Origin of the sequence: Pseudomonas sp. M1 (genome assembly GCF_022760135.1) — a bacterium.
GTDB classification, from domain to species: domain Bacteria; phylum Pseudomonadota; class Gammaproteobacteria; order Pseudomonadales; family Pseudomonadaceae; genus Pseudomonas; species Pseudomonas citronellolis.
On sequence record NZ_CP094343.1, the window covers coordinates 4,538,389 to 4,556,486 of the forward strand.

General features: G+C 68.9%; 21 protein-coding genes. 14 read left to right on the forward strand and 7 right to left on the reverse strand.

The genetic code is table 11. The features are described 5' to 3' along the window. The first annotated feature begins 15 nt into the window (after positions 1 to 15). The 6 genes from PM1_RS19835 to PM1_RS19860 all read left to right on the forward strand — a co-directional run bounded on the left by PM1_RS19835 (position 16) and on the right by PM1_RS19860 (position 4,656). Positions 16 to 723 (forward strand): peptidoglycan-binding domain-containing protein, encoded by a 708-nt coding sequence (locus PM1_RS19835; RefSeq protein WP_009618993.1) that lies wholly within the window; start codon positions 16 to 18, stop codon positions 721 to 723. A 14-nt stretch (positions 724 to 737) separates the two neighbouring features. Further along, the gene (locus PM1_RS19840; protein ID WP_009618992.1) at positions 738 to 2,357 is read left to right on the forward strand and encodes a hypothetical protein; all 1,620 of its coding nucleotides are present in this window, start codon (positions 738 to 740) and stop codon (positions 2,355 to 2,357) included. An 80-nt stretch (positions 2,358 to 2,437) separates the two neighbouring features. Next, the gene (locus PM1_RS19845; RefSeq protein ID WP_009618991.1) at positions 2,438 to 3,274 is read left to right on the forward strand and encodes an AraC family transcriptional regulator; all 837 of its coding nucleotides are present in this window, start codon (positions 2,438 to 2,440) and stop codon (positions 3,272 to 3,274) included. A 51-nt stretch (positions 3,275 to 3,325) separates the two neighbouring features. Continuing rightward, complete coding sequence (locus PM1_RS19850; protein ID WP_009618990.1) at positions 3,326 to 3,931, forward strand: LysE family translocator; 606 nt, start codon at positions 3,326 to 3,328, stop codon at positions 3,929 to 3,931. A gap of 135 nt (positions 3,932 to 4,066) precedes the next feature. Next, entirely contained in the window at positions 4,067 to 4,306 is a 240-nt protein-coding gene (locus PM1_RS19855) for an AbrB/MazE/SpoVT family DNA-binding domain-containing protein (RefSeq protein WP_009618989.1), read from the forward strand. Continuing rightward, positions 4,300 to 4,656: a type II toxin-antitoxin system PemK/MazF family toxin gene (locus PM1_RS19860; RefSeq protein ID WP_009618988.1), complete on the forward strand. Its 357-nt coding sequence runs from the start codon at positions 4,300 to 4,302 to the stop codon at positions 4,654 to 4,656. The genes PM1_RS19855 and PM1_RS19860 overlap by 7 nt, the downstream gene beginning before the upstream one ends. Positions 4,657 to 5,130: 474 nt before the next feature. Here the strand turns inward: PM1_RS19860 and PM1_RS19865 are convergent, their stop codons facing one another. From PM1_RS19865 to PM1_RS19875, 3 genes are all read right to left on the reverse strand, one after another. Continuing rightward, positions 5,131 to 5,940 carry a class I SAM-dependent methyltransferase gene (locus tag PM1_RS19865; protein ID WP_009618987.1) on the reverse strand — a complete coding sequence of 270 codons (810 nt, stop codon included), beginning with the start codon at positions 5,938 to 5,940 and terminating at the stop codon, positions 5,131 to 5,133. Between the two features lie 91 nt (positions 5,941 to 6,031). Next, positions 6,032 to 6,625, reverse strand: coding sequence for a lipopolysaccharide core heptose(II)-phosphate phosphatase PmrG (gene pmrG, locus PM1_RS19870; protein WP_009618986.1), 594 nt, complete (start codon positions 6,623 to 6,625; stop codon positions 6,032 to 6,034). Positions 6,626 to 6,862: 237 nt separating this feature from the next. Next, positions 6,863 to 7,291, reverse strand: a complete 429-nt coding sequence (locus PM1_RS19875) for a hypothetical protein (RefSeq protein WP_009618985.1) — start codon at positions 7,289 to 7,291, stop codon at positions 6,863 to 6,865. Between the two features lie 423 nt (positions 7,292 to 7,714). On the opposite strand from PM1_RS19875, the gene PM1_RS19880 reads away from it, so the two are divergent. Further along, positions 7,715 to 8,065, forward strand: a complete 351-nt coding sequence (locus tag PM1_RS19880) for a hypothetical protein (protein WP_009618984.1) — start codon at positions 7,715 to 7,717, stop codon at positions 8,063 to 8,065. A gap of 21 nt (positions 8,066 to 8,086) precedes the next feature. Here the strand turns inward: PM1_RS19880 and ddlA are convergent, their stop codons facing one another. The 4 genes from ddlA to PM1_RS19900 all read right to left on the reverse strand — a co-directional run bounded on the left by ddlA (position 8,087) and on the right by PM1_RS19900 (position 11,319). Then, on the reverse strand, positions 8,087 to 9,181 hold the full coding sequence (gene ddlA / locus PM1_RS19885) for a D-alanine--D-alanine ligase (protein ID WP_009618983.1): 1,095 nt from the start codon (positions 9,179 to 9,181) through the stop codon (positions 8,087 to 8,089). Between the two features lie 283 nt (positions 9,182 to 9,464). Beyond that, positions 9,465 to 10,289 (reverse strand): aldo/keto reductase, encoded by an 825-nt coding sequence (locus PM1_RS19890; protein WP_009618982.1) that lies wholly within the window; start codon positions 10,287 to 10,289, stop codon positions 9,465 to 9,467. A gap of 18 nt (positions 10,290 to 10,307) precedes the next feature. After that, a complete protein-coding gene (locus PM1_RS19895; RefSeq protein ID WP_009618981.1) occupies positions 10,308 to 10,721 on the reverse strand; it encodes a VOC family protein in 414 nt (137 codons plus the stop codon). A gap of 49 nt (positions 10,722 to 10,770) precedes the next feature. Further along, the gene (locus PM1_RS19900; RefSeq protein ID WP_009618980.1) at positions 10,771 to 11,319 is read right to left on the reverse strand and encodes a histidine phosphatase family protein; all 549 of its coding nucleotides are present in this window, start codon (positions 11,317 to 11,319) and stop codon (positions 10,771 to 10,773) included. 194 nt (positions 11,320 to 11,513) lie between these two features. Here PM1_RS19900 and PM1_RS19905 point away from each other — a divergent pair, with 194 nt between their 5' ends. The 7 genes from PM1_RS19905 (at position 11,514) to PM1_RS19935 (ending at position 18,093) form a co-directional block, all read left to right on the forward strand. Continuing rightward, the gene (locus PM1_RS19905; RefSeq protein WP_009618974.1) at positions 11,514 to 11,729 is read left to right on the forward strand and encodes a CbtB domain-containing protein; all 216 of its coding nucleotides are present in this window, start codon (positions 11,514 to 11,516) and stop codon (positions 11,727 to 11,729) included. Positions 11,730 to 11,746: 17 nt separating this feature from the next. Continuing rightward, the gene (locus tag PM1_RS19910) at positions 11,747 to 12,505 is read left to right on the forward strand and encodes a CbtA family protein (protein ID WP_009618972.1); all 759 of its coding nucleotides are present in this window, start codon (positions 11,747 to 11,749) and stop codon (positions 12,503 to 12,505) included. Positions 12,506 to 12,775: 270 nt separating this feature from the next. After that, the gene (locus tag PM1_RS19915; RefSeq protein WP_009618970.1) at positions 12,776 to 13,309 is read left to right on the forward strand and encodes a Csu type fimbrial protein; all 534 of its coding nucleotides are present in this window, start codon (positions 12,776 to 12,778) and stop codon (positions 13,307 to 13,309) included. A 49-nt stretch (positions 13,310 to 13,358) separates the two neighbouring features. Beyond that, positions 13,359 to 13,904, forward strand: coding sequence for a Csu type fimbrial protein (locus PM1_RS19920; RefSeq protein WP_009618968.1), 546 nt, complete (start codon positions 13,359 to 13,361; stop codon positions 13,902 to 13,904). Between the two features lie 19 nt (positions 13,905 to 13,923). Further along, entirely contained in the window at positions 13,924 to 14,670 is a 747-nt protein-coding gene (locus PM1_RS19925) for a fimbrial biogenesis chaperone (protein ID WP_009618966.1), read from the forward strand. A gap of 3 nt (positions 14,671 to 14,673) precedes the next feature. Continuing rightward, positions 14,674 to 17,052, forward strand: a complete 2,379-nt coding sequence (locus PM1_RS19930; protein ID WP_009618964.1) for a fimbria/pilus outer membrane usher protein — start codon at positions 14,674 to 14,676, stop codon at positions 17,050 to 17,052. A 15-nt stretch (positions 17,053 to 17,067) separates the two neighbouring features. Continuing rightward, positions 17,068 to 18,093 (forward strand): Csu type fimbrial protein, encoded by a 1,026-nt coding sequence (locus PM1_RS19935; RefSeq protein ID WP_009618963.1) that lies wholly within the window; start codon positions 17,068 to 17,070, stop codon positions 18,091 to 18,093. Positions 18,094 to 18,098: the final 5 nt, after the last annotated feature.

Below are 18,098 nucleotides of genomic sequence, written 5' to 3' on the forward strand. Positions count from 1 at the left end.
ACCGAGGAACGCACCATGGTCACCGGACTGGATCTGTACACGCTCGCCGCCACGAAAAAGAACCAGAAGTACGCCAACGTGCTGGTCCCCAAGGACAACCCCAACTGGAACGGCCCCTGGGACTGCGCGGAATTCGTGTCCTGGGTGGCCTACCAGAAGCTGAAGAAGCTCTACGGCTGCGTGAACAACCAGGGCAACCCGGCGACCACCGAGGCCTATTCCGGCGCCTGGGTGCATGACGCCAGCAACGGCACCCTCATCCCCACCAACGAGGCCGACGCCATGCTCACCGCCGGCGTGGTGCTGGTGCGCAAGCCGCCGCTGCCCGGGCACATGGGCCACGTCGCCATCACCGACGGCGCCGGCAAGACCATGGAGGCCGCCGGCACCGGCCTGGGCGTGCGCGCCGGCAATGTCACCGGGCGCGTCTGGGACTATTACTGCCGCCTGCCCGATGTGAGCTACAGCAGCAACCCGGGCACGCCCAGGCTCAAGCCGCCGCCCTCGGTCATCCGCCTGGAGCAGCCAAACGTGAAAGGGCCGAAGGTGACGGAAATCCAGCAGGCGCTGAAGGCGGCCGGCTTCGACCCCGGCAAGATCGATGGCGCCTACGGCCCGCACACCACCGCGGCCGTGGCCGCCTTCCAGACCACCCACCGCCTGGTCGCCGATGGCGTCGTCGGCCCGGCCACCGCGCGCGCACTGAAGATCCAGTGGCCCTGAGCAGGAGACCGAGCATGGAACAGCAACCGATGAAGGCGCCCTTCTACCCGATCATCTACGTGCGCGGCTACGCCATGAGCCGCGGCGAGATCGACGAGACCACCGCCGACCCCTTCTGCGGCTTCAACCTGGGCTCCACGGTAATGCGGGCGTCGGCCAAAGAGAACGAGCCGCCGCACAAGTTTATCTTCGAGTCGCCAGTGGTCCGCCTGAGCAGCCAATTCAAGTATCAGGACGTGTACGAGGACGGTTATGACATCCTCGACCCCGGCTGGCTGAAGCAGGAAAACAACAAGCTGGCCGCTCGCTCCATCATCATCTATCGCTACTACGACCCCGCCTCCACCCTGCTGGGCGTCGGCAAGACACCCAGCATGGAGCAGTTCGCCAAAGGCCTGAACGATCTGATTCTGCGCCTGCGCGATCTGGCTTTCGCCAACCCGGACAATCAGTTGGCGAAGAAGGAAGATTTCCGCTGCTATCTGGTGGCGCACTCCATGGGTGGCCTGGTCTGCCGCACCTTCCTGCAGAACCCGGCCTGCGGTTCGGACGATGCTCGTCGCGCCGTGGACAAGTTCTTCACTTACGCTACGCCGCACAACGGCATCGATATGGTCGGCATCAACGTCCCGAGCCTGCCGATATTCTCGCTGCCGTTCGACATCGAAAACTTCAACCGCGACAAGCGTATGCACGAATACTTGCGCTTGCCCCAGCAATACAAGGACGTCGACCTCCTCCCCGAAAGCGCCCTACCCTCCAGCCGCGTGTTCTGCATGGTGGGCACCAACCGCAGCGACTACGAGGTGGCCGCGGGCCTGTCGCGCACCTTCGTTGGCCACGGCAGCGACGGCCTGGTGCGCATCAAGAATGCCACGCTGCGTGGCCTGAACGCCGATGGCACGATCGGCGAGGAATGCGCCAAGGCGTTCGCCTATCGCTCTCATTCCGGCTTTTTCGGCATCGTCAACAGCGAAGAGAGCTTCCAGAACCTGGTGCGCTTCCTGTTCGGCAACGTGCGCGTCGACATTTGGCTGGACATCGAAGAACTGCGCCTGCCCAAGAAAGTCCGCGAGGCCGCTAAAGGCAACACAACTGTTGATGCACTCTATCCGGTCGAGCTACGGGTTTCGCCACGCAGCAAGCCCTGGTTCCTGTCGCGACGCACGGCGGAAGAGGATTCTGCGGCCGTCGTTACCTGGACAGACTGGAAGAAAGGCAAGCAGTTCTATCTGTCCAGCGTCTTCCTCGCCGACTTCGGCAAGGTAAGAAGCGACCTGCCCGGGCTGGCCTACAACCTGTACCTCGGCGTCCGTGCACCGGATTACGAAATCGACGGGCGCACCTGGTTCGAGGATCACTACGAAGGCAGCTATCTGTTCAACGACACCGTGAACATCCAGCTCAACCGCCCTACCGACGGCAGCGACCAGTGGAGCATCGGCTACGCCTGGCAACAGAATGGCATGAATACTTCACTCATCCCGCTGCAGGCCAAGGAGCTGGACGGCAGCGGCATCCAGGTGCTGCTGCCGATCGACAGCGACATCCACGGCAACCCCGACGCCGCCGCCATCAAGGGGCAGGTGCGGTTGATGGTCTCGACCTGGAACCCGGAGGGCACCTGGCCCTGACGGCCGGCTGCACAAATCTTCCAGACGCCGCCCGCCCGCGCGGTATGCTGAACGACTCGCGGGCGCGGCGGAGGCGCGGCATGCACAGCGACAACTGGATCGACCTGGCGCAGGATGCCGACACCGGCATCGAGACGCTGCGCGCCCATTTCAAGGGCCACGCCTACGATCCGCACTGGCACGACACCTACCTGATCGGCTTCACCGAAACCGGCGTGCAGCAGTTCCGTTGCCGCCAGGCGCGCAACGTCAGCACGCCGGGCAAGGTGTTCTTCCTCGAACCCGGGGAGATCCACGATGGCGATGCGCCCACCGCCGGCGGCTTCACCTATCGCATGCTCTATCTCGATCCGCAGTGGCTGGAACGCGAGGTGGGCGCGCTGTTCGAGGAGGCCCCGGCCGCTTGCCAGTTGAGCGTGCCCCAGGTGCTGTTCGACGACACGCGCATGGCCGCCGCCATCGACGCCGCCTTCCAGGCCGTGCATGGCCAGGACCTGCGTATCGTGCGCCAGGCAGCCCTCGACGAATTGCTCGGCGGCCTCACCCAGCGCCTGCACTGGCGCAAGCGCATCGACGACCACCCGCGCCTGCCGCTGGTGGCCCTGCGTGCCCGGGACTACCTGCACGCCAACCTGATGCAGGACATCGACCTCGACGACCTGGCCCGCGCCGCCGGCTACGACCGCTTCCGCCTCAGCCGCGCGTTCAAGGAGGCCTTCGGCCTGCCGCCGCACGCCTACCTGATCCAGCTGCGCCTGGCCCGCGCACGCCAGTTGCTGGGCCGCGGCCTGGCTCCGGCGCAGGTCGCCGCCGACCTCGGTTTCGCCGACCAGAGCCATCTGGGGCGCTGGTTCCGCCGCGCCTATGGCGTTACCCCGGCGTACTACCGGCAGCGCTGCTCAAAGCTTCCAGACTGACGGCCGGGCCGCGGCGAGGATAGCGGCTCCACGTCCCACGGAGCCCTTGTCATGATCCAGGCCCTGCAGCAATGGCTGCCCTTCCTGCTGTTCGCTTTCGTCGCCGCCATCACCCCCGGGCCGACCAACCTGCTGATCTTCAGCAACAGCGCCCGCCACGGCTGGAGCGCGGCGCTGCCCATCGTCTTCGGCGGCTGCGGCGGCGCGGCGCTGGTGGTGCTGGCGGTGGGCAGCGGCCTGGGCGAATTGTTGGCCGGGCGGCCGCAGGTGCAGGGCATCATGGCCGCCGCCGGGGTGCTGTGGCTGACCTGGCTGGCCTGGCAGATCTGGAGCAGCCCGCCGCCCGGGCTGGAAGATGCCGCACCGGCGCGGCGCATCGGCCTGTTGGATGCGGCGCTGTTGCAGTTGGTGAACCCGAAGAACTGGACGGTGGCCCTGGCGGTGATCGGCGTCTATGCCGGCCAGGACGATGACCGCCTGTTGCGCATCCAGCTGATGTCGCTGTTGTTCTTCATGGTCGGCGTGCCGTGCCTGAGCGCCTGGGCCGGGCTTGGCGCCGGCAGTGCGCGGTTGTTGCGCTCGCCGCGGGCGTTGCAGCGGTTGAATCGGGGGTTGGCGGTACTTCTGGTGCTGTCGGCGTGGGCTGGGGTTTTGTAGGAGGGGTGGAGCGGAGCGTTCTATCCATCCCGGAAAGATGCCGCCCCTGAACAGACAGGCTTCGAGACGACTGGTTTTATAAAAATAAAACTCGACGAGTTATACTTCTGTAAAACCCCAACAGGAGGCATGTCCATGACCACGCTTGCCCTGCGCAAATCCGGGGGGTCCCTGATCATTTCGGTTCCCTCGGCCTTCGTCGCCCAGAACAAACTGCACGCTGGCAGTCAGGTTGAGTGCGACATCGTTGAGGGAGCCCTGGTGATCAAGCCGATGACGCGCCCGAGCCTGGCCCAACTGATCGCCGAAACGCCCAAAGACTCGCTCGCCCCGGACTGGGACAGCATGCCGGCCGTAGGCGCGGAACAATGGTGAGGCGCCCGCCGAGCGTTCCCGACCGCGGTGAGATCTGGCACTTGCAGTTCGATCCCTCGACGGGCCGTGAAATGATCGGCGACCACTTTTGCCTGGTCCTGTCGAAACGCGAATTCAATGAAATGGGCCTGGCCCTGGTCTGCCCCATCTCGCAAGGCGCATCCAATGTGGCGCGCAACCAGGGCTTCCTTGTCACCCTGATGGGCGAAGGCACCGATACCCAGGGCAATGTCCACAGCCACCAGGTGCGGACGCTGGACTGGAGGGCGCGCCGAGCCGCATTCAAGGAAAAGGCCCCCGATTCCGTAACCAACTACGTGCTTTCGCTGGTCGGGGCGATCCTGGAGTAGTCCCCGGCTCCAGTAGGCCCGCTGCGCGAAAGGTGCTGACCTGCCGACACTCTCGACGTGGGCGGGGGTTGAGCGCGGCCTGCGGTTTGTGGCCTGAAGAGCCCTTTCCCTTCAGGGAGAGGGCTGGGGTGAGGGGAAAGCCCGAGCTCCAATGTCATTCCCATTGTAGGAGCGCGCCCTGCGCGCGAATCGCGGGCAGGGCCCGCTCCTACAGGTGTGGGGGAGTGCTGTGCCTCGCGGAGAGCGTAGGGGAATGGCATCGAGCGAGCAGGCTGCGGCCCCCTCACCCTAACCCTCTCCCGGAGGGAGAGGGGACCGTTCGGCGTGCGCGGGTGTTTCGGCGTTAGCCGGCTAGCACAGGGATTGCCGGCTGAAACCTGGCCGCCTCTCGGCACGGACTAGCCCCCTCTCCCTCCGGGAGAGGGCTGGGGTGAGGGAAAAGCCCGAGCGCCGATGTCACACCCATGCAGCCACCTACCAGCGATAACGCAGCAACCGACCGATACGGCCCAGGGTGGGCCAGCGCTGCATCAGTTGCACGAATGCGCGGGACGACCAGGCCATCCGCCGGCATTCCTCGGGGGTGTAGGTGAGGCGCTCCTCGACCAGTTGCAGCCCCGGCACCAGCGCCTCCAGCTCCTTGGGCTCGTCCAATGCCCAGTGCACCCGGGCGCCGCGTGCCCAGAACGGCAGGAACAGCCCCAGCATGCGGATGCCGAAGCGGTTGTAGCCGTCGAAGATCAGCTCCCCCTGGGGGAAGCGCGCCAGCAGGCCGCGCAGCAGTGCGCTCACCTCCGCTTCGCGCAGGTAGGGCATCAGGCCTTCGGCGACAATCAGCAGCGGGCGCCCGGTGGGCAGCGCGTCGAGCCAGGACGGGTCGCCCATGGCGCCGGGCAGCAGGGTGCAGCCTTCGCGTGCCGGGTATACCTCGCCGCGCAGCGCCAGCACGTCCGGGTAGTCCACTTCGAACCAGGCCACGCTGGGCGGCGGGTCCAGGCGGAACACCCGGCTGTCGAGGCCGCAGCCCAGGTGTGCGACGCAGGCGTCGGGGTGGGCGGCGAGGAAGGTTTCGGCCCAGCGGTCGAGCTTCCAGGCACGCAGGGCTATGCCGACGTAGCTGCTGCGGCCCAGGCGGAAGCGCGCGAAGTCGTAGTCCAGGCGCGCCAGCGCGGCGGCCGCGAAGCGGTCCTGCAGCAACGAATCGGGCAGGCGGCTTTCCATGGCCTTGGCGTAGAAGGTGATCAGCAGGGTTTCCTTGACCCCGCCGAGCTGGACGCGTGGCATTGGCGGCTCCCGGGGCGGACGACGGCACCGCCCTCCCCCGCAAGCCTAGGACCGCTTCCGCCGATGCCGCAAGCGCAGCGGCGCCGTCGGCTCAGCGCAATTGCAGGCGGGCCCAGTCCCGCGGGGCGATCTCGCCGGCCAGTTGCAGGCCGCCGCGGGCGTCGCTGAACAGCACCAGCGAGGTGCCGTAGCCGGGGGTTTCCAGGTCCCGGTGGCTGAGCGCCTGGGCCAGTTGCTCCATGCATTCGCTGTGGGTGACCAGGATCAGGTTGCGGTGGCTGGCCTTGTGTTCCAGCACGTGGTTGAGCAGGTTGCCGGTGCAGTCGGCGACCCAGGCCTGGCCCAGGGTGCCGTCGCCGAACATCAGGCTGGCGGTCTGCAGGGTGCGCGTCAGCGGGCTGGCGTAGACGTCGGCATTGCCCAGGCCGAAGCGGCTGCGGTAGTCGTCGCCCAGGGCCGTGGCCAGCGCCCCGCCGCGCACGGTGATGCCATCCTCGGCGCCCAGGCAGGGGGCGTCGGAACGGTCGCAGCGCTCGGCGTGGCGCACCAGCACCACCACCTCGCCCAGGCGCCAGTGGCGGGCCAGGTCGTCCTCGCCCGGCAGCGGCGGGCGCTGCGCCGCGACGCTGGCCGCGCCGCACAGGGCCACGGCCAGCAGGCCGAGCAGCCCGCAGGCCAGGGCCATTACCCGTCCGGATGGACGCCGCCAGGTTTCCGGAATCTGCCTCACTTCGCCACAGGCCTCGCGCTCGATGGTTCGGGACGCACCCGGCACGCTGCCGGATGCTGGCCGCCATCCTGCACGGGCGAAGGTGAAAACTCCGCGAGGCGAATGTGAGGATTTCGTTGAGCGCCAACCGCCGCTCGGGATGCCGACGCTCCGCAGGGCCAGGGCCGTCGGCGGGCCCTGGCCGGGCGGGGGTCAGTCGCTGATGCCCTGGATGTCGTTGAAGGTGGACAGCAGGGTGTTCAGCGAATCCAGGCTGCGATCCTTGTCCGGGGACTTGGCGTGCAGTTCCCGCACCGCGCCTTCGACCGCCGCGTTGGCGGCCTTCCAGTCCTCCGGGCTCTTGCGCTTGAGCTCGGCGGCGGCGGCGCGCCACTTGGCCTGCAGGGCGTCGACCTTGGCCCGGGCGCTGGCGAAGTCGTCGGCGCCCACCGCGTCGAGCGACTCCTCGGCCAGGCGACCATATTCGCTGAGGTCGCCCAGCGGGCCCTGCTGGTCGTCGGCCTCCATGCCGCTGGGCGGTGCGGCGTCCTCGGCCCAGGCCGGGTTGTGTGCGACCGGAACAACAGCAACCAGCAGCGCCGCCAGCGCTGCCGCCAATACCGTCCGCGAGGAAGAACTCATCGTCTGGCTCCTTAGGCTGGCCAATGTGACTTCGAGGAGTGTAGAGGCTGGACGGTCAAATTTGCAGCCACCGGGCACGGCCTCGGCAAACCGGGAACGCCATCGAGAAAACCCTCATCAAGGAATTTCCCTACAGCACATAACGCTCAGCTCCCACGAGCCGGATCGATAGTCTTCCCGCCGTCATGGCGTTTGCCATGACAGGGTGTCGCAACCCAAAGGTCCTTCAGCACAGCAGCAGCATTCAAAGCAAAGGCGCTACCTGCGCCTAGCGTTTGCCTTGGTCATGGCTGGCCGTGCAGGGCAGGCTTCCGCCTGGCCGGATTCTCCTTGGACCTCCGGTTTGCGACCCCTGCACGGCTCGCCGCCCTCCGTGTCGCAACGGAAGCGGCGGGTTCCATCCGGTCCAAGGAGCGTAAGGAAATGCACCAGTTCCCTTCCAAGCCCGCGCCCCTCCGCGCGAAGAACGCCCGCCCGGGCATTCAAGAGCCTTTCAGGATTCGTGAGTTCAAACCCCTTCCGGAAAGCTCGCAGGCCTTCTCCGAAGTGCTTTACATCGACACGCTGGCTCCCTCGACGCAGTTGCTCGACACCGCCCTGCAGCGCCTGCGGGCGCTCGGCGGCGTACTCGACCTGCTGGAGGAGCACCCCGCCGCCAGTGCCTCGCAGTGGGACCTGGCGCGCTGGAGCGCGACGTTGCGCATGCTCCACGCCGACACCCAGGCACTGCTCGAGGCCGCGCACCAGCGCACCCACGAGGAGCGCCCGGAGTAACCGGCCCCCGCCGCGCCCGCCTCAGCGGCTGGTCTGCAGGCGGCGGCGCGCGGCGTGGCGTTCCAGGGCCAGGTCGATCAGCCGGCTGACCAGTTCGCTGTAGCTCATGCCGGCGGCCTGCCAGAGCTTGGGGTACATGCTGATGCGGGTGAAGCCGGGCAGCGAGTTGAGTTCGTTGACCAGCACCTGGCCATCGCCGGTGAGGAACACGTCGACCCGCGCCAGGCCCGAGCAGCCCAGCACCTGGAAGGCTTCCACGGCGAGCTGGCGGATGCGCTCGCAGGCCGCGGCATCGATGTCCGCCGGCACCACAACCCGGGCGGCGTCTTCGTCGATGTACTTGCTGTCGTAGGAATAGAAGCCGCCGCGCACCACGATCTCGCCACAGCCGCTGGCGATGGGCTCGTCGTTACCGAGCACCGCGCACTCGATCTCGCGGCCGTTCACCGCGGCCTCCACCAGCACCTTGTCGTCGAAGGCCAGGGCCTGTTGCACGGCGGCGACGTAGCCGGCCTCGTCCTCGACCTTGCTGACACCCACCGAGGAACCCAGGTTGGCCGGCTTGACGAACAGCGGCAGGCCCAGTTGGCGCTGCGCCTCGGCGAAGGGCGTGCGCGCGGCGTTGGCGCGGGTCAGGGTGATGAAGGGGGTGATGGCGATGCCGGCGTCGCGCAGCAGGCGCTTGCTCACGTCCTTGTCCATGCAGATGGCCGAGCCGAGCACGTCGGCGCCGACGAAGGGGATGTCGGCCATGCGCAGCAGGCCCTGCAGGCAGCCGTCCTCGCCCTGGGTGCCGTGGACGATGGGGAAGATCACGTCGACGTGGTCGAGCAACTGCCGGCTACCGGTTTCCACCAGCTGCCGCTCGGCCTTGCCGGGCACCACGGCCAGCTCGCGGTTGGAGCGGTTGAGCGCGATCAGCGCCGGGTTCTCCTGGTTCAGCAGGTAGTCGGAGGCGTCGTTCAGGTGCCAGCGGCCGTCCTTGTCGATGCCGATCAACACCGGCTCGAACCGCGAGCGGTCCAGGGCATCGACTATGTTCTTCGCCGACTGCAGCGATACCTCGTGCTCCGCCGAACGCCCACCGAAAATCACCCCGACACGCAACTTGCCCATGACTGCCTCCAGCTTGCTGATGGGCGCTTCTTATCATGGCGGGGGGGATTTTTATAGGAGCGGTGGTCGGGTGGGGTGTTCTGGTCGGGGTGGTGCCTGGCCTGAAGAGCGCCCGAACACCTGCATATCCGGGAGGCACCGTTCGCGAGCAAGCTCGCTCCTACGAAAAGCCAAAAGCCAAAAGCCAAAAGCTGAAAGCTGAAAGCTGAAAGCTGAAAGCTGAAAGCTGAAAGCCAGAAAGCCAGAAAGCCAGAAAGCCAGAAAGCCAAAAGCACGGACAGCCTCAAACCACCGCCAGATGCATCTTCCGCCTTGGCGGCGGGAAGGCCGCGTCCAGCTTCGCCAGGTCCTCCCCATCCAGCCGCAACTGCAGCGCCGCCGCATTGTCGCGGACATGCACAGCCTCCACCGCCTTGGGAATGGCGATCACCCCTTCCTGGCGGATCAGCCACGCCAGGGCCACCCGCGCCGGGGTGGCGCCGTGGCGTTCGGCCACTTCGCGCAGGGTGGCGTTGCGCAGCAGGCGGCCGCCCTGGCCCACCGGGCAGTAGGCCATCAGCGGCATGCGCTGTTCCTGGCACCAGGGCAGCAGGTCCCATTCGATGCCGCGTTCTTCCAGGCTGTATTGCACCTGGTTGGTGGCGCAGTGCAGGGCGCCCAGTTCCCGCATGTCGTCGAGGTCGAAGTTGGAGACGCCCCAGCGGCGGATCTTGCCGTCCTGGCGCAGGCGCTCAAAGGCCTCGACGGTTTCCTCCAGTGGGTACTGGCCGCGCCAGTGCAGCAGGTAGAGGTCCAGGCAGTCGGTGCCCAGGCGCTTCAGGCTGCGCTCGCAGGCCGCCGGCACGCCGCGGGCGCTGGCGTTGTGCGGGTAGACCTTGCTGACCAGGAAGACCTGCTCGCGCAGGCCACGGATGGCTTCGCCGACCACCTCTTCCGAGCCGCCCTCGCCGTACATCTCGGCGGTGTCGATCAGCGTCAGGCCCAGCTCGATGCCTTCGCGCAGGGCCGCCACCTCGCGCTTGCGCGCCGCCCTGTCCTCGCCCAGCCGCCAGGTGCCCTGGCCGATGGCCGCAACCCGCGCGCCATCGGCGAATACCACCTCTTTCATGCCTTGCTCCTTCTTCGTTCAATGCCAGGGGTCGTAGGTGCCGAAGCTCCACACGTGGCCCTCGGGGTCGCGGCAGGTGAAGCCCTGGCCGCCGTAGTCCTCGTCGCGGATGTCGATGACCATCCGCGCGCCGGCGTCCAGCGCGCGGCGGTACAGGGCCTCGGCGTCGGGCACCAGCAGGTACAGGCTCTGGGTGCAGCCGCCGACGTCCTCGGGCCGGCGCATCAGCCGGCCGTACTCGTTGTCCACCGCCGAGCCCAGCATCAGCATGCCGCTGCCGTCGGGCAGGCACAGCTGGGCATGGGCCACGCCGCCTTCGCCGTCGTCCACCACCAGTTGGCGGACGAAGCCGAAGGTGTCGCACAGCCATTGGATGGCCGCCGGCGCGTCGCGGTAGCGCAGGCAGGGGATCAGGCGGGGATGGCTGGCCATGGCGGTCTCCTCGTGGCGCTGGGGCCCACACAGCATAGACCGCGCCCCGTCACAGGCGCAGGCGCCAGCGGCCGTGGCGGACCAGGCGCAGCACGCCCAGCGGTTCGACGTCGATGGCGTTGAACGCCGCCGCATCGGCCCGCAGCACGTGCAGCGCGGCGGCGCGCAGCACCGCGGGATGGCTGACGACGATGAAGTGGCCGTCCTCGTCGAAGGCGTCGAGCCAGGCGCCCACGCGCTCGCACAACTGCGCCTGGGATTCGCCGCCGTGGGGCGCGGCGGCGGGGTCCGTCAGCCAGGCGGCCAGATCCTGCGCTGCCGCGGCCTGAAGGGCCTCCAGGCTTTGCCCGCGCCAGGCGCCGTAGTCGCAGTCGCGCAGGGCTTCCACCAACTGCGGCTCGGCGCCCCAGGCGGCGGCGGTCTGCCGGGCGCGCAGCTCGGGGGCGCAGAGCACCCGGCGCGGCGCCTTGAGCCCGGCGCGGCGCTCGGCCAGGCGCTCGTCCTGGCCCGGTTCCAATGGCTCGTCGGCCTGGGCGAAGCAGCCCTGGCGCTGGGCGGCGGTGCGCCCGTGGCAGACGAAGCTCAGGCGGCTCGGCATCGAATTCTCTCCCATTCGCAGGCGCCGGGGTTTACACTGCCCGACGCTCTCGTAGCACTTTGTTACTTGGAAGGAAGCCGGTGAAAACCCGGCACGGTCGCGCCACTGTATTCGGTCCCGGCACCGAGAGTCAGACCCTTCCCCACAAAACGAACCGCCAACCGTTTCAGGACGCGCAATCCTAGGAGGTTTCCATGGCTCATTCAGCCACCCACGCCGATACCGGCGCATCGCTCCCCGTCATCCCGCTTTCCGAGCTGCAGCCCTGGGCCATCTTCGGCGGCCTGCTGCTGCTCCTGGCGCTGTACTTCGTCGGCGCCGAACAGGGCGCCACCTCGATGTTCAAGGGCATGTACGTGCACGAATTCGTCCACGACGGCCGCCACCTGCTGGGCTTCCCCTGCCACTGACCCGGGGACACCCTGACATGACTGGAAAACTCCTGCTGCGCGGGATGCTCGTCGGCGTCCTGGCGGGCCTGATCGTCTTCGCGTTCGCCTTCGTCTTCGGCGAGCCCCAGGTGGACCGCGCCATCGCCTTCGAAGAACAGATGTCGGCCCTGCACGAGGCCGAGGAAGCCACCAGCGGCGGCGCCGCCCACGACCACGAGGAAGAGCTGGTCAGCCGCGAGGTCCAGGCCAGCTTCGGCCTGCTCACCGGCGTGGTGGTCTACGGCGCCGCCATGGGCGGGCTGTTCGCCCTGGTGTTCGCCTACGGCCTGGGCCGCACCGGGCGCCTGAGCCCGCGCGCGCTGAGCGCCCTGCTGGCTCTGGCGGCCTTCGTCACCCTGTACCTGGTGCCGAGCCTGAAGTACCCGGCCAACCCGCCGTCGGTGGGCGACCCGGAGAGCATCCGCCAGCGCACCGCGCTGTTCTTCCTGATGATCGCGCTGTCCATCGCCGCCGCCGTCATCTCGCTGAACCTGGGCCGCCGCCTGCTCGCCGAGCACGGCGCCTGGACCGGCGCCGTCGCCGGCATCGCCGTGTACCTGGGCATCTGCGCCGTCGCCGGCCTGCTGTTCCCGGCGGTGCGCGAAGTGCCGGCGGACTTCCCGGCCGACCTGTTGTGGCAGTTCCGCCTGGTGTCCCTGGGCATCCAGGCGATCCTCTGGAGCACCGTCGGGCTGGTGTTCGGCTGGTGGATCGAATCCCGGCCGCTGAGTCAATCGCTCATAGGAAAGGCCTGACCGCCTCCGGCCAGCCATTTTCCGCCGCGGGTCCCGTCATCGGGACCCGCTTTCCTCCCCCGCCATCTCCCCGCTTTTTCCAGACACCCTCCCCCATCGGCACTGTAGACAAAGCCGTCGATTCTTGAGGCCTGCAAGGCCTACATAGGCCTACAAAAAACACCCGCTCGATCTGGCGAATAAGCCTACGAACCCAACAGCAGTTTCAGATAGTTCGACTTGGTCATTCCTGGGGAAAATTTCCGCAATTCCCTTAGCGAGGCCAAGACCATGCCGCATCACAAGCTCAAGTACGTCCTAGCCACCGCCTTCGCCCTGCCCCTGAGCCAGGCCGCGGCGGACATCAAGGGCCAGGTGGGTGTCGTCCTGGAGGTTTCCAAAGGCTGCCAGGTGACCCAGGGCAGCGCCTCCAGCGAAGGCATCCTCAACTTCGGTACGCTCAACTTCCCCCGGACCAGCCCGACCTGGACCCGCGCGCTCAAGGCACGCCTGGCCGGCCCGGACGGCAACAGCCTTCAGGTCACCTGCGACCCGGTCACCACTTTCTTCAATGTCATCATCGACGGCGGCCTGCGCGGTGACCGCTCACTGCTCAACGGCAGCGGCACCGACACGGTCAGCTACTTGCTGTACCGGGACTCCGCCGGCAAGAGCCCCTATGTCATCAACAGAGGGGCAACCTTCAGGGTTCCCGCCGACGGCAAGGCCGTGGATGTGCCGATCTACGGCACCATCGCACCGAACGCCAACGCCAAGGGCAGCGGCGTCTACAGGGACACGCTGACCCTCACCCTGGAATTCTGAGGCCGCTGCCGCAATCGCCCAGGGCGAAACCGGCCGGTCCTTCCCCGCCATGACGCTTCCTCACCTGCTGCCCCGCGCCGCGGCGACCGGGCTGGCCCTGCTGCTCGCCAGCCTGCTGCAGGCGCCGGGCAGCGATGCCGCCACCCGGGCCGGCTTCCGCGTCTCCGCCAGCGTTACCCAGGGCTGCCTGGTCAACCATGCGCCGCCCGGCAACGGCGGCAACCTGGGCAACCTCGGCCGCTTGGACTTCGGCCGCCATCCGGCCACTTCCACGGCCAGGATCGGCGCCCAGCTGACGCCCAATGGCGCCATCACTCTCGCCTGCACCCCCGGCATCGCCCTGCGCATGACGGTCGATGGCGGCCAGCACGCCACCGGTGGCCTGCGCCACCTTGGCGCGGGCAACGCGCGGCTGGCCTATCGCCTGTACGCCGATGCCGGCCTCAGCCGGGAAATCCCCATCGGCGGCAACCTGAGCATCGACTACGGCAACCCCGACGACATCCGCCTGCCGATCCATGCCGCCCTCCAGTTGCCCGGCAACCAGTCCGCCGGGCGTTACCAGGACCGGCTCACCGTGACCCTGTCATGGTGAGCGCGCCAGGAGCCCCGTGATGCCCTTGCCCGATACCCGCCTGCGCTTCGTCGCGGCCCTGCTCGCCGCCCTCGCCCTGCCGGCCGCCACGGCCCGCTCCGCCAGCTCGATCCTGATCTGGCCGATCGACCCGGTGCTGGAACACGACCAGCGGGCCAGCGCGCTCTGGCTGGAAAACCGCGGCGCCGAGCCGGCCCAGTTGCAACTGCGCATCTTCGCCTGGAGCCAGGCCGGCGGCGAGGAGCACTTCCAGGCGCAGCGCGAGGTGGTCGGCAGCCCGCCGATGCTGCGCATCCCGGCGGGGGCCAGGCAACTGGTGCGCCTCACCCGCCTGGCGCCGACCGCCCCCGGCAGCGAGCGCGCCTACCGCATCGTCATCGACGAGATTCCCGCGCCGCAGGCCCAGCAGCCAGCGGCCGAGGGCAGCGACATCCGCTTCCAGCTGCGCTATTCGGTGCCGCTGTTCCTCTACGGCGACGGGCTCGGCGCGAAGGACGCGACGGCCGCGCGGCTGGACTGGCGCCTGGTCGACGAAGGCGGCCGCACCTACCTGGAGGTGCGCAACCGCGGCGCGGTGCATGTCCGCCTGACGCGGGCGGCCATCGAACAGGGCGACGGTACCCTGCCGGTGGGCGACGACCTGCTCGGCTACGTGCTGGCCGGCAGCGCCATGTGCTGGCCGCTGCCGCGCAAGCCCACTGGGGGCGGACGCCTGTGGGCCGAGATCAATGGCGTGCGCGGCGAGATTCCCGCCGCGGCGCCCTGAAGCATGGGCAGGCAGACGCGCCCCTGGCTACCGCTGCTCACCGGCGCCACCCTGCTGTTCGAGGCGGAACGCCTGTCGAGTGCGCCGCTGCCACCGCCGCCCCGGGATGCGGGCGCCCTGTCCGACGACCAGCAACTCTACCTGGAGCTGCTGGTGAACCTGCGCACGAGCGGCCAGGTGGTGGCGGTGACGTTGCGCCAGGGCCGCTTCTGGGTCGAGGCCGCCGACCTGCGCGCGGCCGGCCTGCCGGTGCCGCGCGGCGGCCAGGTCGATGTCGGCGGCCTGCCCGGCGTCGAGGTGCGCTACGAGGCCGCCAGCCAGCGCCTGCTGCTGCAGGTGCCGCCGCAGTGGTTGCCCGAGCAGCAGCTCGGCCAGGCGCGCGCCACCGGCTACGTGCCGGCACGCAGCAGCTTCGGCGCTCTGCTCAACTACCAGTTCTACGCCAGCAGCCCGCGACGCGGCCAGGATACGAGCACCGCCTGGGCCGACCTGCGCCTGTTCGGCGGCTTCGGCGTCTTCAGCCACAGCGGCGTCTACCAGCAGGTCCATGGCGGTTCGGCACAGCCCAGCCGCTACCTGCGCTACGACAGCAACTGGCGCTACGACGACGAGGAACGCCTGCTGACCTACGAGGCCGGCGACCTGGTCAGCCGCTCCCTGGCCTGGAGCACGCCGGTGCGCCTGGGCGGGCTGCAGTTGTCGCGCAACTTCGCCATCCGCCCCGACGTGCTGACCTACCCGCTGCCGCGCTTCGCCGGCGAAGCGGCGTTGCCCAGCACCCTGGACCTGTTCATCGACGGCTACCGCAACAGCAGCTACCAACTGCAGCCCGGCCCCTTCAGCATCGGCAACCTGCCCTACATCAACGGCGCCGGCCAGGCGGTGCTGCAGACCACCGACGCCCTGGGCCGCCAGATCTCCACCAGCGTGCCCTTCTACGTCAGCAGCGACCTGCTGCGCCCGGGCCTGAGCGACTTCTCCCTGGGCCTGGGCAACCTCCGGCGCGGCTATGGCCAGGACAACTTCGCCTACGGGCCAGGCGCCTTCACCGGCGCCCTGCGCCACGGCCTGAGCGACACCTTCACCCTGGAGGCCCAGGCCGAAGCCGCCGCCGGCCTCGCCCAGGCCGGCCTGGGCGGCATGCTGCGCCTGGGCACCCTGGGCGTGCTCAACGGCGCCATCAGCCACGGCCAGCACGGCGGCGACGGCGGACGGCAGCTGAGCTTCGGCTACCAGTACAACGCGCGGCGCTTCAGCTTCACCGTGCAACGCCTGCAGCGCGATGCCGACTACAGCGACCTGGCCCGCTACGACGACACCCGGCAGCGCCCCCGGCGCCGCCAGGACGACGATGACCGCTACTGGCGCCTACGCCCCAGCCGCAGCAGCACCCAGGCCACCGCCAGCGTGACGCTGGACGACTGGGGCAGCCTGGGCGCCGGCTATTTCGACGTCGAGGCCGGCGACGGCAGCCGCACCCGCCTGCTCAACCTGTCCTGGAGCCGGCCGCTGTGGGGCGATGCCAGCCTCTACCTGTCCGCCAACCGCGAGCTGGGCAACGGCAAATGGAGCAGCGCCGTGCAACTGGTGGTGCCGTTCGACCTGCGCGGCACCCTCAGCGTCGGCGTCGAACGCAGCGCCAGCGGGGACGGCAGCCGCCGCGTCGACTACAGCGAGTCGGCGCCCAGCGAGGGCGGTTTCGGCTGGAACCTCGGCTACGTCGACAACGGCCGGGCCGACGACTGGCGCCATGCCGCGCTGAACTGGCGCGGCGACCGCCTGCAACTCCAGGGCGGCGTCTATGGCAGCGCGCGGGAGCAGACCCACTGGGCCGACGCCAGCGGTTCGCTGGCCTGGATGGACGGCGCGCTGTTCCCCGCCAACCGCGTGCACGATGCCTTCGTGCTGGTCAGCACCGACGGCCAGGCCGGCGTTCCGGTGCGCTACGAGAACCAGCTGGTCGGCCACACCAACGCCGACGGCCACCTGCTGGTGCCCTGGAGCAGCGCCTACTACGCCGGCAAGTACGAGATCGACCCGCTGGGCCTGGCCTCCAACGTCGTGGCGCCGCTGGTGGAGCAGCGCGTGGCGGTGCGCTCCGGCAGCGGCTACCTGCTGCGCTTCCCGTTGCAGCGGGTGCTGGCCGCCAGCCTGCTGCTGCACGACAGCCACGGCCGGCCGCTACCGATCGGCGCCCAGGCCCGCGTCAACGGTGGCCCGCCGGTGCCCGTGGGCTGGGACGGGCTGGTCTACCTGGAACACCTGCAGGCGCACAACCGCCTGCGCGTAAGCCTGCCCGACGGCCAGGCCTGCAGCCTGGTCTTCGACCTCGACCCGCAGGCCGAAGAACTGGCGCAGCTGGGCCCGTTGCCCTGCCGCTGAACCCCGGAGTCGACCATGACCATACCGCGCTACCTGCTCCCCCTCCTGGCCCTGGCGCCACTCACCGGCCTGGCCCATACCGTGACCGAGCAATGCAAGCCCAACCCCGGCAACGCGAGCTTCGGCGCCCACGGCTCGATGACCATCGCCAACGGCGCCCCGGCCAGGCAGCTCTCCGGCGGCGCCCAATGCAGCCTCAAGGGCTACCCGATCCGCGAAAACTGGATACGCCTGCTCCCGGAGAACCTCAACGGCGGCGTGCTGCGCAACGCCGCCACGGGCGACGCCATCCCCTTCGAGCTGTACGGCGACGCCGGCCTGACCCAGCGCCTGCAGCAGGGCCTGTTCTACGACTATTCCCGCTTCCCGTTTCCCGGCGGCACGCCGGACGTCTCGCAGTTCCCCCTGCACGCCCGCCTGCGCCCGGCCAACGTGGCGCCCGGCACCTACACCGCCACCATCCAGCTGCGCTGGCACTGGCGCATCTGCGTGGCCGGCCGGGTGCTGGGCGCCTGCTATTTCCCCGGCTGGGACATCACGCCCGGCGTGAGCGGCGGCTGCCTGCTGGAAGTCTGCACCTCGGCGCCGACCGACTGGGGCACGGGCGTGCTCACCAGCCTGCAACTGACGGTGCAGGTCCGCCGCGACTGCCAGCTCAACGCGCCCGCCGTGAACTTCGGCAGCGCGCCGCTGATCGCCGGCTTCCGCCCGGTGCAGCAGCGCATCCAGGTGCGCTGCTCCAAGGGCACGAGCTACGACGTCGGCCTGAGCGACGGCGTCAACGCCAGCGGCGGCCAGCGGCACATGGCCAGCGGCGGCAACCGCCTGGCCTACGAGCTGTACAAGTCGAGCAGCGGCAGCGAGCGCTGGGGCTCTGCGGGCACTGAAAGGCGCCCCAGCAGCAGCGCCGAACTGAACCCCGGCAGTCTCGACGGCCTCACCTACCAGGGCTTCGACTACCGCGCGGAAATCCTCCCCGACCAGCCCACGCCGCCAGCCGGCACCTACAGCGACAGCGTGGTGGTGGATGTGCGCTTCTGAGCGTG